Source organism: Roseobacter sp. AzwK-3b (assembly GCF_000170875.1).
Lineage (GTDB): Bacteria > Pseudomonadota > Alphaproteobacteria > Rhodobacterales > Rhodobacteraceae > Roseovarius > Roseovarius litoreus.
In genome coordinates, this window is record NZ_ABCR01000001.1 from 542,803 (window position 1) to 558,255 (window position 15,453).

Annotated in this window: 14 protein-coding genes; 10 read left to right on the top strand and 4 right to left on the bottom strand. The window is 59.8% G+C overall.

Annotation, left to right across the window (positions count from 1 at the left end; genetic code table 11):
- Positions 1-279 precede the first annotated feature (279 nt).
- On the top strand, positions 280-963 hold the full coding sequence (locus RAZWK3B_RS02480; RefSeq protein WP_007811879.1) for an IS6 family transposase: 684 nt from the start codon (positions 280-282) through the stop codon (positions 961-963).
- A gap of 63 nt (positions 964-1,026) precedes the next feature.
- Here RAZWK3B_RS02480 and dnaJ read toward each other — a convergent pair whose 3' ends face one another.
- Positions 1,027-2,184 (bottom strand): molecular chaperone DnaJ, encoded by a 1,158-nt coding sequence (gene dnaJ, locus RAZWK3B_RS02485; RefSeq protein ID WP_007811884.1) that lies wholly within the window; start codon positions 2,182-2,184, stop codon positions 1,027-1,029.
- Between the two features lie 77 nt (positions 2,185-2,261).
- On the bottom strand, positions 2,262-4,178 hold the full coding sequence (dnaK, locus tag RAZWK3B_RS02490) for a molecular chaperone DnaK (protein ID WP_007811885.1): 1,917 nt from the start codon (positions 4,176-4,178) through the stop codon (positions 2,262-2,264).
- Between the two features lie 210 nt (positions 4,179-4,388).
- Here dnaK and RAZWK3B_RS02495 point away from each other — a divergent pair, with 210 nt between their 5' ends.
- A complete protein-coding gene (locus tag RAZWK3B_RS02495; RefSeq protein ID WP_007811886.1) occupies positions 4,389-4,997 on the top strand; it encodes an alpha-ketoglutarate-dependent dioxygenase AlkB family protein in 609 nt (202 codons plus the stop codon).
- A 14-nt stretch (positions 4,998-5,011) separates the two neighbouring features.
- On the opposite strand, the gene RAZWK3B_RS02500 is transcribed toward RAZWK3B_RS02495, so the two are convergent.
- Positions 5,012-5,833: an ABC transporter permease gene (locus RAZWK3B_RS02500; RefSeq protein WP_007811888.1), complete on the bottom strand. Its 822-nt coding sequence runs from the start codon at positions 5,831-5,833 to the stop codon at positions 5,012-5,014.
- 137 nt (positions 5,834-5,970) lie between these two features.
- Between RAZWK3B_RS02500 and cysQ the strand changes: the two genes are divergently transcribed.
- The 8 genes from cysQ to RAZWK3B_RS02540 all read left to right on the top strand — a co-directional run bounded on the left by cysQ (position 5,971) and on the right by RAZWK3B_RS02540 (position 14,949).
- Complete coding sequence (gene cysQ, locus RAZWK3B_RS02505; RefSeq protein WP_007811889.1) at positions 5,971-6,768, top strand: 3'(2'),5'-bisphosphate nucleotidase CysQ; 798 nt, start codon at positions 5,971-5,973, stop codon at positions 6,766-6,768.
- The gene (locus RAZWK3B_RS02510) at positions 6,768-7,568 is read left to right on the top strand and encodes a 3-deoxy-manno-octulosonate cytidylyltransferase (protein WP_007811891.1); all 801 of its coding nucleotides are present in this window, start codon (positions 6,768-6,770) and stop codon (positions 7,566-7,568) included. Before cysQ ends, RAZWK3B_RS02510 begins: the two co-directional genes overlap by 1 nt.
- Before the next feature lie 125 nt (positions 7,569-7,693).
- Positions 7,694-8,587 (top strand): UTP--glucose-1-phosphate uridylyltransferase GalU, encoded by an 894-nt coding sequence (gene galU, locus RAZWK3B_RS02515; protein WP_037294808.1) that lies wholly within the window; start codon positions 7,694-7,696, stop codon positions 8,585-8,587.
- Positions 8,588-8,605: 18 nt separating this feature from the next.
- Positions 8,606-9,589: a UDP-glucose 4-epimerase GalE gene (galE, locus tag RAZWK3B_RS02520; RefSeq protein WP_007811894.1), complete on the top strand. Its 984-nt coding sequence runs from the start codon at positions 8,606-8,608 to the stop codon at positions 9,587-9,589.
- A gap of 42 nt (positions 9,590-9,631) precedes the next feature.
- Positions 9,632-10,654, top strand: coding sequence for a glycosyltransferase family 2 protein (locus RAZWK3B_RS02525; protein ID WP_007811895.1), 1,023 nt, complete (start codon positions 9,632-9,634; stop codon positions 10,652-10,654).
- Positions 10,655-10,805: 151 nt separating this feature from the next.
- Positions 10,806-11,792, top strand: coding sequence for a glycosyltransferase family 2 protein (locus RAZWK3B_RS02530; protein ID WP_007811896.1), 987 nt, complete (start codon positions 10,806-10,808; stop codon positions 11,790-11,792).
- Between the two features lie 16 nt (positions 11,793-11,808).
- A complete protein-coding gene (locus tag RAZWK3B_RS02535; RefSeq protein WP_037294809.1) occupies positions 11,809-13,509 on the top strand; it encodes a DUF5927 domain-containing protein in 1,701 nt (566 codons plus the stop codon).
- 6 nt (positions 13,510-13,515) lie between these two features.
- Positions 13,516-14,949 carry a sulfotransferase family 2 domain-containing protein gene (locus tag RAZWK3B_RS02540; RefSeq protein ID WP_007811898.1) on the top strand — a complete coding sequence of 478 codons (1,434 nt, stop codon included), beginning with the start codon at positions 13,516-13,518 and terminating at the stop codon, positions 14,947-14,949.
- Positions 14,950-14,959: 10 nt separating this feature from the next.
- Here the strand turns inward: RAZWK3B_RS02540 and RAZWK3B_RS02545 are convergent, their stop codons facing one another.
- Positions 14,960-15,424, bottom strand: a complete 465-nt coding sequence (locus RAZWK3B_RS02545) for a PTS sugar transporter subunit IIA (protein WP_007811899.1) — start codon at positions 15,422-15,424, stop codon at positions 14,960-14,962.
- Between the last annotated feature and the right edge of the window lie 29 nt (positions 15,425-15,453).

Genomic DNA, 15,453 nt, shown 5'->3' on the forward strand with positions numbered 1-15,453 from the left:
GCCTCAGCGCGGCGTTGCACCCAGGCCCCCGGTTTGCCCGCCTCGCGAGCACGTCCCTCCCCGGCCGCTCCGCCGGATTGCGCTCTGGTCTGTTTTGCGGGGCAAAACGATCCCGCCGCTTCATCCGTCTCCCGCGTCCGGTCAGGCCGTTTGCCTGCTCGGGTCGGGCAAATCTACCGTCTAAACACACACACATGAGGGTATTGTCGCAAAGTTTTGGGTTCCTTGGTATCCCCGAATATGTGAGCATTGTCAGTGAGTTGGTAAAAGGCGGTTGACGTGATCGATTTCAAGGGCGTGGATTATCCGAAGTCAGTGATCCTGCATGCGGTGTTCTTCTATGTTCGTTACGCAGTCTCCTACCGGGACCTTGAAGAGATCCTTGCGGAGCGCGGCGTCGCGGTTGACCACGCCACGCTTAACCGATGGGTGGTGAAATTCGCGCCACTCATTGCCGATCGGGCCCAGGCGAGAAAGCGCAAGACAGCCAAATCCTGGCGAATTGATGAGACCTACATCAAGGTGAAAGGGCGCTGGACTTACCTCTACCGTGCCGTGGACCGCGATGGTCAAACGCTTGATTTTATGCTGTCCGAGCGCCGGGACCTGGCTGCCGCACGGCGCTTCTTCAATCGGGCGATCGGCATCAACGGCGTTCCCGACAGGGTCGTTATCGACAAGAGCGGCGCAAACCTGGCCGGCCTGCAGGCGGTAAACGTGATCCTGAAATTCACCGGCAAAGGCCGCACGGTCGAGATCCGACAGGTCAAATACTTGAACAATATTCTTGAGCAGGACCATCGCTTCATCAAGCGGATCACCGCCCCGATGATGGGCTTCAAGGCGTTCCACTCGGCCGCCGCAACCATTGCTGGCATCGAGGCCGTTCACATGATCCGCAAGGGTCAAATCGCGGCCAACGGCGCTTCGGCGTTCCAGATCTTTGCGGAGCTGGCAGCATAATCATGTCCGCTGGAAGCCTGTTTGCAGCCATCAGAAAAATTTGCGACAGAGCCGGGCTTCGGGTCAGGACTTCATCGAATCCCAGAAGCTTTTCACCGAAGAGAAGAAGCTTTTGCTTTCGGGGTTGTTGTCCTCGGACAGTGCCTCGAATTCGCGCAGCAACTCTTTCTGGCGGGAGGTCAGGTTGACCGGTGTTTCCACGGCCAGTTCGATGAACATGTCGCCGGTTGCCCCGCCGCGCAGCGCGGGCATGCCCTTGTTGCGCAAACGCATCTGACGCCCGGATTGCGATCCGGCGGGGATCTTCACGCGGGAGCGCCCGCCGTCGATGGTGGGCACCTCGATATCGCCGCCAAGAGCGGCGGCGGTCATCGACACGGGCACGCGGCAGAAGAGATTGGTTTCCTCACGCTCGAAGATCTCGTGCTTGGCCACCTCGATGAAGATATAGAGGTCGCCCGGAGGGCCGCCGCGCATCCCGGCCTCGCCCTCGCCGGCGAGGCGAATGCGGGTGCCGGTTTCGACGCCGGCGGGGATGTTGACGTTGAGCGCGCGATCCTTGTCGACGCGGCCCTGACCGTGACAGGCGTTGCACGGGTTCTTGATAATCTGGCCGAGGCCCGAACAGGTGGGACAGGTCCGTTCAACGGTGAAGAAGCCCTGTTGAGCGCGAACCTTGCCCATGCCGGAACAGGTGGGGCAGGTCGTCGGCTCAGAGCCGCCTTCGGCGCCGGTGCCGTTACATTCGCCGCAGGCCACGGAGGTGGGCACGTTGATGGTTTTCTGGATACCCTTATAGGCGTCTTCCAGCGTCACACGCAGGTTGTAGCGCAGATCGGCGCCACGCGCCGCGCGCTGGCGTCCGCCACTGCCGCGCCCGCCCATGAAATCGCCAAACAGATCGTCGAACACGTCGGAAAAGGCCGAGGCGAAATCGCCCTGCCCCGCACCGCCAAAACCGCCCCCGGGCCGAGGGCCGCCGCCGCCCATGCCACCATCGAAGGCGGCATGACCGAAGCGGTCATAGGCGGCTTTCTTGTCGGGATCTTTCAGGACGTCATAGGCTTCGCCGGCTTCCTTGAACTGGGTTTCGGCGTTGGGGTTGTCCTTGTTGCGGTCGGGATGAAGTTCCTTGGCCTTGGTACGATAGGCCTTTTTGATCTCGTCCGCAGACGCACCCCGCGATATACCCAGCACTTCATAATAGTCGCGTTTGGCCATCGGGGATCTCCTTGGTCATGGAACTGCACGGGGCCGGCCCAAAGGTCGGACCGGCCCCATTGGTCCCGTCAGGCGCGTTACGAACGCTTGTTGTCGTCGAGGTCCTCGAAGTCGGCATCGACGATATCGTCGTCATCCGACCGGGCACGATCCGCAGGCGACGGCTCGCCATCGTTTTCCTCGGACTGCGCCTTGTAGATCGCCTCGCCCAGTTTCATGGCCGCTTCGGTCACGTTCTGAATGCCGGACTTGATCTTGTCGGCCCCGATATCGTCTTTCTCGAGGTCGTCCTTGAGAGCGGCGATCGCCAGTTCGATGGCTTCGACAGTGGTTGGATCCACCTTGTCGCCATGTTCCTCGAGCGATTTCTCGGTCGAGTGGATCAGGCTTTCGGCCTGGTTCTTCGATTCGATCAGCTCGCGGCGGGCCTTGTCGGACTCGGCGTTTTCTTCGGCTTCCTTGACCATCTTCTCGATGTCTTCGTCGCTGAGGCCGCCCGACGCCTGGATCGTGATCTTCTGTTCCTTGTTGGTGCCCTTGTCTTTGGCTGAAACAGAGACGATGCCGTTGGCGTCGATGTCGAATGTCACCTCGATCTGGGGTATGCCGCGCGGTGCGGGCGGAATGTTTTCGAGGTTGAACTGACCGAGCATCTTGTTGTCGGCCGCCATTTCACGTTCGCCCTGGAAGACACGGATCGTCACGGCGCTCTGGTTGTCCTCGGCGGTCGAGAAGATCTGCGACTTGTTGGTCGGGATCGTGGTGTTGCGGTCGATCAGGCGGGTGAAGACACCGCCGAGCGTTTCGATGCCGAGCGACAGCGGCGTTACGTCGAGCAGGACCACATCCTTGACGTCACCCTGAAGCACGCCGGCCTGAATGGCGGCACCCATGGCGACGACTTCGTCGGGGTTGACGCCCTTGTGGGGTTCCTTGCCGAAGAACTTGGTCACTTCCTCGACGACCTTGGGCATACGGGTCATGCCGCCGACGAGAACGACCTCGTCGATTTCGCTGGCGGAGATGCCGGCATCCTTGAGAGCCGCGGCGCAGGGCTTCATCGAGGCCTTGATGAGATCGCCCACTAGGCTTTCGAGCTTGGCACGGGTCAGTTTCATGACCATGTGCAGCGGCTGCCCGTCCGAGCCCATCGAGATGAAGGGCTGGTTGATTTCCGTCTGCGAACTGCTGGACAGTTCGATCTTGGCTTTCTCGGCGGCTTCCTTGAGGCGCTGCAGAGCCATCTTGTCCTTGGTCAGATCGACGCCATGCTCTTTCTTGAACTCGTCGGCGAGGTAGTTGACGATCCGCATGTCGAAGTCTTCACCACCCAAGAAGGTGTCACCATTGGTGGCTTTCACCTCGAACAGGCCATCGTCGATCTCAAGCACGGTGACGTCGAAGGTGCCGCCGCCAAGGTCATAGACGGCGATGGTCTGCGTTTCTTTCTTGTCGAGACCATAGGCCAGCGCGGCGGCTGTCGGCTCGTTGATGATTCGCAGCACTTCGAGACCGGCGATCTTGCCGGCGTCTTTGGTGGCCTGACGCTGAGCGTCATTGAAATAGGCGGGAACGGTGATGACGGCCTGCGTCACCTCTTCGCCGAGATAGGATTCGGCGGTTTCCTTCATCTTGCCGAGGATGAAGGCGGAAATCTGCGAGGGGCTGTATTTCTCGCTGCGAGCCTGAACCCATGCGTCGCCATTGCCGCCATCGACGACCGTGAACGGCATGTTCTTCTTGTCCTTGGCCAGATCAACGTCGTCCACACGACGACCGATCAGGCGCTTGACGCCGAAGATGGTGTTTTCCGGGTTGGTCACGGCCTGACGCTTGGCAGGCTGGCCGACGAGACGTTCGTTTTCCGTAAAGGCCACGATCGAGGGCGTCGTACGGGCGCCTTCAGAGTTTTCGATGACGCGGGCCTGGCTGCCATCCATGATGGCGATACAGCTGTTTGTGGTTCCGAGGTCGATACCGATCACTTTGGACATTTTTATATCCCTTCTTCAATAAGGCGATGTTCCGGACGCCCAACCCGATTACGGCACCGGGCCCCCGATCTCAGGGCGGACCACGGGAGGCCGTGCGTCCACGCTTTGCGGGTATATAGGCAGGGCAATCAGGGGCTGCAAGCGGCCCGAGGGGATGGATTTCGGGAATTTGTCGTTAATTCTGTATGACAGGCCCATGAGGGAGGATGCATGACGGACCCAACGCTGACCCTGAGGGGTGTGCATATCTACAAGGGGTGGCTTGATGGCGGGGCGCAGGAGGCTCTGAGGGATGCGCTGCGAGAGGTTGTGCGGCAGGCGCCGCTTTTCTCGCCGATGACGCCCTATGGCAAGCCGATGTCGGTCAGGATGACCTCGGCGGGCACGTATGGCTGGTATGCGGACCGGGGCGGATACCGCTATGTGCCGCGCCATCCCGATGGTCAGCCCTGGCCGCCGATCCCCGAGGAGGTGCTGGCGATCTGGCGCGATCTGGTGAGCGACCTTCGTGCGCCGGATTGCTGTCTGGTGAATGTCTATCGCGAGGGGGCGAAGATGGGGATGCACCAAGATCGCGACGAGGCCGATTTTGGTTGGCCGGTCTTGTCGGTCTCCTTGGGGGATGACGCGCTGTTCCGGGTTGGGGGCACGACGCGTGGAGGCAAGACCGAGTCGATCTGGCTGGGATCGGGGGATGTTGTCGTCATGGGGGGCGACGCGCGGCTGATCTATCATGGGATCGACAGGATCAGGCCGGGGTCGTCCACCCTTTTGACGGGAGGAGGTCGCATCAACCTGACTTTGCGGGTCGTGGATTGACCGAGGGAGAGACCTCAGCGGCGGGCGTCCCAGCTCCGCGAGGCGTATTGGCGGGTGTAGAATTCACCCATCAGGCCGATCATGAGGAACACCAGCCCGACGATCAAAGGATATTCCAGCGATGAATTGCGCGGAAAGTAATTGGCGAAGGTGAAGCCGCGGCATTGATCGATGGCGTGAAACAGAGGGTTCCAGTCGAACATCTTGAGCATGAAGGGCGGCAGCGAATTGGCCACGAACATCTTGCCCGACGCGATCATGTTGGCGCGCTGATAGACAGTGGTCACAATGCCGATCGCTGCCGGAAACCAGGGTTTGAGTGCCAGGAACACCAAACCGAGAGCCAAGCCTGTGAACCATGACAGAACCAGCATCCCGAAGGCGGCAAACGGTTGCGACACTTCGAAGGGGGTGAAGGCGACGTGATAGATGAACAGGATAACGAAGAGAGACAATACCTGAACGTAGAGCGCCCCAAGTGCCGCAGAGGCGACCGAAATGACCGTGTTCATCGGCGCATGCTGCATCATCGGTGACGATGGCCCTTCGGCTCCGGCCACTGCGCCGAGTGCCTTGACATGAGTAAGGAACAGAAAAACCCCTGACAGCATGTACAAAAGGAAATCGCCGCGAATGCGCGCGCTTTTGATGCCGAGCATCCAGAACATGATGTAGAAGGCCATGACGAAGATTATGGCCTGCAACATGTTGTTGAGGATCGCGAAGAACGCGTTGCCATGCGACTTGCGGACAGATCGCACCGTGGAGTGATAGATCAGCTCCAGAATGGCGAGGGCCGATTGCAGGTTACTTCTTGGGGATACTTTCTGAAACATCTACTCGTCGCCTGTCAGCCTGCCGGAATGTAGCACGGACTTCTTGCTGTCCCGTTACCTGCATACCATAAAGGGCGCGAGGCATTCGATCAACATGCCGTGTCAACGCGGTACAAAAGGTAGGCAGGAGTATCACATTGGATCACGACAAGCTTGTTACGGTCATGCGCCGGTTGGCGCTGGAAGCGGGTGACCGGATCATGGAAATCTACAATTCCGACGATTTCGATGTGAAGGTGAAGTCCGACGACAGCCCGGTGACCGAAGCCGACGAGGCGGCGGATGCGCTGATTTCGGAGGGTCTGCGCAAGGCGTTTCCGGATGTGGCGCTGGTGACCGAAGAGCAGGCGGCGTCGCATGGGCAGAGCGTCGAGACCTTTCTGATCGTGGATCCGCTGGATGGCACCAAGGAATTCATCCATCGCCGTGGGGATTTCACCGTGAACATCGCCTATGTGGAAAACGGCGTTCCGGTGCGCGGTGTGGTTTATGCGCCCGCGAAAGAGCGGATGTTTTTCACCCGCGCCGACGGTGTGTCGGTCGAGGAGGCCGGGCCGTTCGATCCGCAGATGCCGGGTGCGATGACCGAGATCGCCGTGTCGACGCCCGACAATGCGGCTTTGATGGTGGTGGCCAGTAAATCGCACCGCGATCAGGCGACTGATGATTACATTGGTCAATATGGCGTCAAGGACATGACGAGCGCGGGATCGTCGCTCAAGTTCTGTCTGGTGGCGACGGGTGAGGCGGATCTGTATCCAAGGCTTGGGCGCACGATGGAATGGGATACCGCCGCAGGCCAAGCCGTGCTGCAGGGTGCAGGCGGTCAGGTGGTGCGGTTCGACGATCACCAGCCTTTGCGTTATGGCAAGGACGGGTTCGCAAACCCGTTCTTCATCGCGTATGCGCCGGGCGTCACGTTGAAGGCGGGCTGATGCGGGCTCTGATCGTCATTCCGGCGCGCTATGCGTCAAGCCGGTATCCCGGCAAGCCGCTGGTCGAATTGACCGGCGCGAGCGGTGCCAAAAAGAGCCTGATCCAGCGCAGTTGGGAGGCGGCGTGCAAGGTCGGGGGCAATCACCGGGTGGTGGTGGCCACCGATGATGATCGTATCCGACAGGCGGCCGAAGGGTTCGGCGCCGAGGTGGCGATGACCTCGGAGGCCTGTCGCAATGGCACGGAACGCTGCGCGGAAGCGCATGAGGTGCTTGGCGGCGGCTATGATATCGTGGTCAACCTGCAGGGAGATGCGCCGCTGACGCCGCATTGGTTCGTGGAGGCGTTGATCGAGGCCTTGGGCAACGATGCCGAGGCCGGCATGGCGACGCCGGTGCTGCGCTGTGACGGGCGCGCGTTGAACGGTTTTCTGGAAGATCGGCGCGCAGGCCGTGTGGGTGGCACGACGGCGGTTTTCGACACCGGTGGCCATGCGCTTTATTTCTCGAAGGAAGTGATCCCCTACACCTCGAAATCCTATGACGATGCCGAGGCGACACCGGTGTTTCATCATGTCGGGGTCTATGCCTATCGCGCGGCGGCGCTGTCGGCCTATCCGGGCTGGTCGGAGGGCCCGCTCGAGGGGCTGGAGGGGCTGGAGCAGCTCAGGTTCCTGGAAAACGGGCGCGCGGTGCGCTGTGTCGAGGTCGAGGCGCGCGGGCGACAATTCTGGGAGTTAAACAACCCTGAGGATGTGCCGCGCATCGAACGGATGATGAAAGAGATGGGATCGGACTGAAAAAGCTGTGTTTCTGTGGTCATCGACAATGTCTGGTCCAGAAATCTTCATAATCTTCCATTAATCAGTGCAATGACATCAGGGCTGGTTTATTATTTCAGCGTTGGTGCAGGTGAGGAGCAGACATGCGAAAGAAAGTAACAAAAGCCATTTTTCCTGTCGCGGGTCTGGGGACGAGATTTTTGCCGGCAACCAAGTCGGTGCCGAAGGAAATCATGACTTTGGTGGACCGTCCCCTTGTCCAATACGCGATTGATGAAGCCCGTGAAGCGGGCATCAAGGATTTCATTTTCGTCACGTCGCGCGGCAAGGGCGCGCTTGAGGATTATTTCGATCTTGCCCCGCAGCTCGAGCAGGAGCTGCGCAGGAAGGGCAAGGACGATCTTCTCAAGATTCTCAAAAGCACCAATATGGACAGCGGCCAGATCGCCTATGTCCGGCAGCACAAGCCGCTTGGGCTTGGTCATGCGGTGTGGTGCGCGCGGCATTTGATCGGGAACGAGCCCTTTGCCGTGATGTTGCCGGATGACGTGATCGCGGCGGAAAAGCCGTGTCTTGCGCAGATGGTCGAGGCGTTCGCGGAAACGCAGGGCAATATCGTCGCCGCGATGGAAGTGCCCGAGGAAAAGACCTCGTCCTATGGGATGCTGGATATCAAGGAAGACAAGGGGCGGATCATCTCGACCAAGGGCATGGTCGAGAAGCCCAAGCTGGGTGAGGCGCCGTCGAACCTGGCGGTGATCGGGCGGTATATCCTGACGCCGACCGTCCTGAAGATGCTCAACAAGAAGCGTGCAGGCGCGGGTGGGGAAATTCAGCTCACCGATGCGATTTCGGATGCGCGGGAGGCCGGTGAAGAGGTATACGGCTATCGCTTTGAAGGGCATCGCTTCGATTGTGGGTCGAAATCGGGCTTCCTGCAGGCGACGGTTTCCTTTGCGCTGGCGCGTGAGGATTTGCGCGATGACCTGCGGGCCTTTCTGAACGACATCTTGTATGCGGAGAAGGCGGCGCAGTAAGCCGCCGGAGTCGATGCAGTGAGCAATATTCTCGTGACGGGCGGCGCCGGTTATATCGGCTCGCATGCCTGTAAGGCACTCAAGGTGGCGGGCTTCACGCCCGTCACCTATGACAATCTGAGCACCGGTTGGGAACAGGCGGTGCGCTATGGCCCGTTCGAGCAGGGCGATCTGACAGACCGCGCGCGGCTCGATCAGGTGTTTGCCGCCTATCGGCCCGAGGCGGTGCTGCATTTCGCAGCACTGAGCCAGGTGGGCGAAAGCATGCGGGAACCGGGGCTTTATTGGCACAACAATGTCGCCGGATCGCTGTGCCTGTTCGAGGCGGCGGTGCAGGCGGGCTGTCTGAAGGTGGTGTTCTCGTCGACCTGTGCGACCTATGGCGACCAGGACAATGTGGTGCTGGATGAAACCAGCGATCGCAACCCGATCAACGCCTATGGCGGATCGAAGCGCGCGATCGAGGATATCCTGCGCGATTTCGAGGCGGCGCATGGGCTGCGCCACGTGATCTTCCGGTATTTCAATGTGGCGGGGGCCGATCCCGAGGCCGAAGTGGGAGAGTTCCACCAGCCCGAGACGCATCTGATCCCGCTGATCCTCGAGGCGATCGCAGGCAGGCGCGATGCGCTCACGATTTTCGGCACGGATTATGACACGCCCGACGGCACCTGCATCCGCGATTACGTGCATGTGATGGATCTGGTGGATGCCCATATTCTCGGGCTGAGATGGCTGCAGGATGACCGGCAAAGCCGCGTCTTCAACCTTGGCACCGGAAGCGGATTTTCGGTGCGTGAGGTGATTGACCGCGCCGAGGCGATCACCGGCAAGACGGTCCCGGTGATCGAAGGCATGAGGCGACCGGGGGACTGCACCAAGCTTGTGTCCGGATCGACCCGTGCGATGACCGAGTTGGGGTGGGCGCCCGAACGCTCGAGCCTTGATCGGATGATCGGCGATGCGTGGCGCTGGTATCAAACTGGACATTACACGAAATAGAACCGATTCTGTCGTCAGTCGGCGGATCACAGGCGGACGGGTATGGAGTGGTTGAGGCACGCTGGTATCGCCTATCGGCTGCGCTGGAAACGGCGGCGGCTGCTGTTTCGTGCCTGGCGCAAGCGGCATCAGCTGCGCGCGGTGGCCGACCGCACCGCCAGCATCGCGCCGGATGCGATCCTTGGGGCGGTGACCGTGCGCAACGAGATGGTGCGGCTGCCGCATTTTCTTGAGCATCACCGCAGGCTGGGGGTCGGGCATTTCCTGATGGTGGACAATGCCAGCGACGACGGCACGACCGATTTTCTGGCGCAGCAACCCGACGTGTCGCTCTGGACGACGACGCATAGTTACAAGCTGTCGCGGTTCGGGATGGATTGGCTGACATGGCTGCAGATCCGCCACGCGCACGGGCATTGGTGTCTGACCCTGGATGCCGACGAGATCTTTATCTATCCCTATCACGACACAAGGCCGCTGCGGGCGCTGACGGACTGGCTTGATGCCAATGACAGGCAGTCCTTTGGCGCGCTCATGCTGGATATGTATCCGAAGGGTCGGTTGCAGGATCATCCCTATCGGCCCGGTGACGATCCGTTTACCGAGCTATGCTGGTTCGATGCCGGAAATTACATGATCCAGAAGAAACCCGATCTGCAGAATCTGTGGATACAGGGCGGCCCGCGCGCCCGGATGTTTTTCGCAGATCGACCAAGGCGGGCGCCGACGATGGGCAAGATGCCCTTGGTCAAGTGGAACTGGCGCTATGCCTATGTCAGTTCGACCCATTCACTTTTGCCGCGACGCCTCAACCGGGTGTATTGTGAGGATGGCGGTGAGAGACTGTCGGGCATCTTGCTGCACACCAAGTTCCTCAATGTCGTGGTCGAGAAATCCGCCGAGGAGAAAACCCGCCGCGAGCATTTCGCAAACAGCGATCTTTATGAGGCGTATTATGACAGGCTGATCGCCAATCCCGACCTGTGGTGCGAGGGATCGACCCGTTTCACCAGTTGGCGCCAGCTTGAGGCTTTGGGCCTTATGTCACGGGGGGAATGGGTTTGACTTTGTGCAATTATCCGAAAATAAGAGTAAATCTTTGGGGATATGTGCCGATTGAACATAAGAACGTGTTAACCGGGCAGTGGATACCAAGTGCGATGGTCTATAGCGGCGCGCAGAGGGGCATGGCTTGAATCCCTTGCAATCATATCGAATGCGCCTGAAGCGCAAGCGCGCCAAGCTGCGCGCGTGGCGCAGTCACTATTCTCTAAAGCAGGTGGCCGACCGCACAGATCGTATCGGACCGGGTGACATCCTGTTGTTTTCGACGTTTCGGGATGAATACGTGCGCCTTCCCTATTTCCTGAAATATTACCGGGATCTGGGCGTGTCGCATTTCCTGATGGTCGATAATGACAGCGATGATGGCGGGCGGGAATATCTGGCGGATCAGCCGGATGTCTCGGTCTGGACAACCAAGGCCAGTTACAAGCGTGCGAGGTTCGGGGTGGACTGGCTGAACTGGTTGCAGGGCAGATATGGCCATGGTCACTGGACGCTTGTTGTCGATCCTGATGAATTCTTCGTCTACCCGTTTTGCGATACGCGACCGATCAGGGCGCTGACCGACTGGCTGGATGTGTCGCAATTGCGGTCATTCGGGGCGATGCTGCTGGACATGTATCCCAAGGGGCGGATCGATGCGGTGCCGTATCGGCCCGGGCAAAATCCGATCGAGATCACGTCGTGGTTCGATCCGGGCAATTACATGATCGCCAAGAATAATGATTTCGGTAACCTGTGGATTCAGGGCGGCCCGAGGGCGCGGGTGTTTTTCCGGGATACGCCGAAAAAGGCGCCGGCGCTCAACAAGATCCCGCTTGTCAAATGGGACAGGCGCTATGCCTATGTCAGCTCGACCCATATGCTTTTGCCTCGTGGGCTGAACCAGACATACGACACGTTGGGCGGTGAAAAGGCCAGCGGCGTCCTGTTGCACGCTAAGTTTCTGGACACCTTTGCTGCCAAGGCCGAAGAGGAGCTGGAGCGAAACCAGCATTATGCGGCGAGCATGGAATACAAGACGTATTACGACAACTTGCGCGACAATCCCGAGCTGTGGTGCAAATGGTCGGAAAAGTATATAAACTGGCGGCAACTGGAGATCCTTGGGCTGATGTCCAAGGGGAACTGGGCTTGAGGAAGGGCGGTTCTCGGTGAGCGTGGGTATCATAATGCTGGTCCACACGGCGTTCGACCGTGCCGAGCAGGTTGCACGGCACTGGGCGGCGAGCGGCTGTCCGATCGTGATCCACGCCGACAAATCCGTGCCGACGAAAACCTATAACGCCTTCGTCAAATCGCTGTCTGATCTTCCGGATGTCAGGTTCTGCAAACGGCATCGCTGTGAATGGGGCACATGGGGGCTGGTGGCTGCGACCCAGAGTGCCGCGCAGATCATGCTGGATGAGTTCAAGGATGTGCGGCATGTCTATCTGGCGTCGGGTTCGTGCCTGCCGCTGCGCCCGGTGCAGGAGTTGATCGATTACCTCGCCGAGCGCCCGCAGACGGATTTCATTGAATCCGCGACGACCGCGGATGTGCCCTGGACCATCGGGGGTCTGGATCACGAGCGGTTCACACTGCGGTTTCCGTTTTCATGGCGCAAGAACAAGTATCTTTTTGACCGCTATGTCGCGCTGCAGCGCAGGTTGCGCTTCAAGCGGCGCATCCCGAATGGCATCGTGCCGCATATGGGCAGCCAATGGTGGTGTCTGACCCGGCAGACCCTGTCGGCGATCCTTTCGGACCCGGAAAGGCCGATCTATGACAGGTATTTCCGCCATGTCTGGATCCCCGACGAAAGCTATTTCCAGACGCTGGCACGGCAGTATTCGTTGCAGATCGAAAGCCGGTCCCTGACGCTGTCGAAGTTCGATTATCAGGGCAAGCCGCATATCTTCTATGACGATCACCTGCAGCTTTTGCGCCGGTCTGATTGCTTTGTGGCGCGCAAGATCTGGCCGTTCGCCAACCGGCTTTATGATGCCTTCCTGACCGATAGCGCCACGGCGATGAAACAGACCGAGCCGAACCCCGGCAAGATCGACCGCATCTTCGCCAAGGCGGTGGATCGGCGCACGCGCGGACGCCCCGGACTTTACATGCAAAGCCGGTTTCCGGTGGAGGGCCGTGAGAATGGCTTGACCTGCGCGCAATATTCGGTGTTCGAGGGCTTTGCCGACCTGTTCGAGAATTTCGAGCCATGGCTGGCGCGGGCGACTGGAACGCGGGTGCACGGGCATCTTTTCGCACCGGAGCGGGCCGAGTTTTCCGATGGTCAAACGGTGATGAACGGCGCGTTGAGCGACAGCGCGGCGCTGCGCGATTACAATCCGCGTGCCTTTTTCGCCAGTCTGGTCTGGAACACACGCGGAGAGCGGCAGTGCTTCCAGATGGGGCCGCGCGACCATATCAAGAACATCGAATGGGATATCGCCAAGGATCCCAATGCGCAGATCTCGGTGATCACCGGGGCATGGGCTGTGCCGCTGTTCAAGTCGAACCAGAATTTCGGCGATATCCGGCAGGAGGCTGCGCGCCTGCAGCAGATCGAAAGCAAACATCTCGAGGTGCTGCGTTCTCCGTGGGCCAAGGCACGCATCCGCATCTGGACCATGGCGGAATTCATCGAGGCACCGATGGAGCCGCTGCAGACGATCATCGACGAGATCGGCCAGCAAAACATGCGCGGCCTGTCGGAGGTGCCGAGGATGGCCGATCTGAACGGGTTCGGACAGTTCCTGCAGAACCTCAAGAACCAGGGGATGCATCCCTATCTGATGGGGGATTTCCCGGTGGCGCATGGACCGCATGAACCCCAACAGAACAAGCCGAAACCCTATCTGGTGCAATAATCCCGCATGACCGGCCCTTTTGATTACTTCGTGGTGTTCGCGGAAATGCGCACCGGCTCGAATTTTCTCGAGACGAATCTGAATGCGTTTCATGCGTTCGAGTGCCACGGAGAGGCGTTCAATCCGCATTTCATCGGTTATCCCAACCGGACCGAGATACTGGGCGTCACGCAGGCCATGCGCGATGCCGATCCCATGCGCCTGATCGAGACGATCAAGACGGAGTCCAAAGGTCTTGGCGGGTTTCGGTTCTTTCACGATCACGACCGGCGCGTTCTGGATATCAGCCTGACCGATCCGCGCTGCGCCAAGATCGTGCTCACCCGGAATCCGGTGGACAGCTATGTGTCATGGAAGATCGCGCAGGCCACGGGGCAGTGGAAACTGACCAACGTCAAGCGCCGCCGCGACAGCAAGGTACGCTTCGATGTGGCCGAGTTCGACAAGCATGTGGCGCATCTTCAGTCGTTCCAGGTGTTCTTGCTGAACCGGCTTCAGGTGACCGGGCAGACGGCGTTCTATCTGGCTTATGAGGACCTTCAAGACCTTGATGTGCTCAATGGTCTGGCTCGGTTTCTTGGCAGTGATGAACGGCTCGATGCGCTTGACGAGTCCTTGAAGAAACAGAATCCCGGCGCTTTGGAGAGCAAGGTGTCGAATTTCGACGAGATGGAACGGGCTTTGTCGGGGCAGGATCTGTTCAACCTGTCACGCACGCCGAATTTCGAACCGCGGCGCGGCGCGGCGGTGCCGGGCTATGTGACGGCTGCGCACGCGCCTTTGCTTTACATGCCGGTGCGCTCGGGGCCTGAGGATGAGGTCTGCGCCTGGATGGCGGCATTGGATGATGTCACGCCTGATACGCTGCCCACGCATCTGAACCAGAAAGCGCTGCGTCAGTGGAAGCGGCGCAATGCCGGGCATCGTAGCTTTACCGTGCTGCGCCATCCGGTGGCCCGGGCGCATGACGCGTTCTGCAAAAGAATATTGTCGACCGGGCCGGGGGCTTTTGCCGATATCCGCAAGACGCTGCGCAATTTCTACAAGGTACCCATTCCCGGCGGCGGTCCTGACGAGTCCTATGACCGTCGCGCCCATCGAGAGGCATTCGTGGGGTTTCTGAATTTCCTGCGGGCCAATCTTTCGGGCCAGACGAATATCCGGATCGACGCGCATTGGGCGTCACAGGTGGCGATCCTGCAGGGCATGGCCCAGTTCGGAATACCGGACATGGTGATCCGGGAGGCTGACATGGCAAAGCACCTGACCATGCTGGCGGGAGAGGTTGGATATGCGGCGGCCAAGCAGCCGCAAAAAGCACCGGCCGACAGCCCGATTGCCTTGGCGGATATCTATGACGACGAGATCGAAGCGCTGGTGAGTGACATCTACCAGCGGGATTACGTGATGTTCGGCTTCGAGGCGTGGAGCGCCACGTAACCCGAGCGCGTCAGGCCGCCTGTGCCGATTGGGCCTCGGTCACGATGGTATAGAGCGTGGACGGGTCCATATTGGCGCGCAGCTTGGCACAGACCGACGGATCGCGCAGGGTGCGGGACACCAGAGCCAGCGCCTTGAGATGCTCGACGCCGGCATCGCGAGGGGCGAACAGGGCAAAGGCCAAGTCGACCGGCTGACGATCGACGGAGTCGAAATCAACCGGCTTTTCCAGCAGCACCAGCGCGCCCACGACTTCGTCTAGATCATCGAGACGGGCATGGGGCAGGGCCACACCGTTCCCCACGCCTGTCGGCCCCAAGCTTTCGCGTTCCTGCAACGCCTCAACCACCAATGACTGATTGAGTTTGTACACGGATTCCGCAATCCCGCCCAGCTCATGCAGGAGGCGTTTCTTGCTGGATACCGCAGACAGAACGCGGACCGCCTCGGGCTTGAGGATCATTTGAATATCCATCTATCGGCTCTCATTCGGGTTGGCTTGTA

Bases quoted from the DNA above. Each gene is read 5' to 3' on its own strand.
- dnaJ (WP_007811884.1), bottom strand. From the start codon at position 2,184: ATGGCCAAACGCGACTATTATGAAGTGCTGGGTATATCGCGGGGTGCG.
- dnaK (WP_007811885.1), bottom strand. From the start codon at position 4,178: ATGTCCAAAGTGATCGGTATCGACCTCGGAACCACAAACAGCTGTATC.
- RAZWK3B_RS02495 (WP_007811886.1), top strand. From the start codon at position 4,389: ATGACGGACCCAACGCTGACCCTGAGGGGTGTGCATATCTACAAGGGG.
- RAZWK3B_RS02500 (WP_007811888.1), bottom strand. From the start codon at position 5,833: ATGTTTCAGAAAGTATCCCCAAGAAGTAACCTGCAATCGGCCCTCGCC.
- RAZWK3B_RS02510 (WP_007811891.1), top strand. From the start codon at position 6,768: ATGCGGGCTCTGATCGTCATTCCGGCGCGCTATGCGTCAAGCCGGTAT.
- galU (WP_037294808.1), top strand. From the start codon at position 7,694: ATGCGAAAGAAAGTAACAAAAGCCATTTTTCCTGTCGCGGGTCTGGGG.
- RAZWK3B_RS02525 (WP_007811895.1), top strand. From the start codon at position 9,632: ATGGAGTGGTTGAGGCACGCTGGTATCGCCTATCGGCTGCGCTGGAAA.
- RAZWK3B_RS02530 (WP_007811896.1), top strand. From the start codon at position 10,806: ATGCGCCTGAAGCGCAAGCGCGCCAAGCTGCGCGCGTGGCGCAGTCAC.
- RAZWK3B_RS02540 (WP_007811898.1), top strand. From the start codon at position 13,516: ATGACCGGCCCTTTTGATTACTTCGTGGTGTTCGCGGAAATGCGCACC.
- RAZWK3B_RS02545 (WP_007811899.1), bottom strand. From the start codon at position 15,424: ATGGATATTCAAATGATCCTCAAGCCCGAGGCGGTCCGCGTTCTGTCT.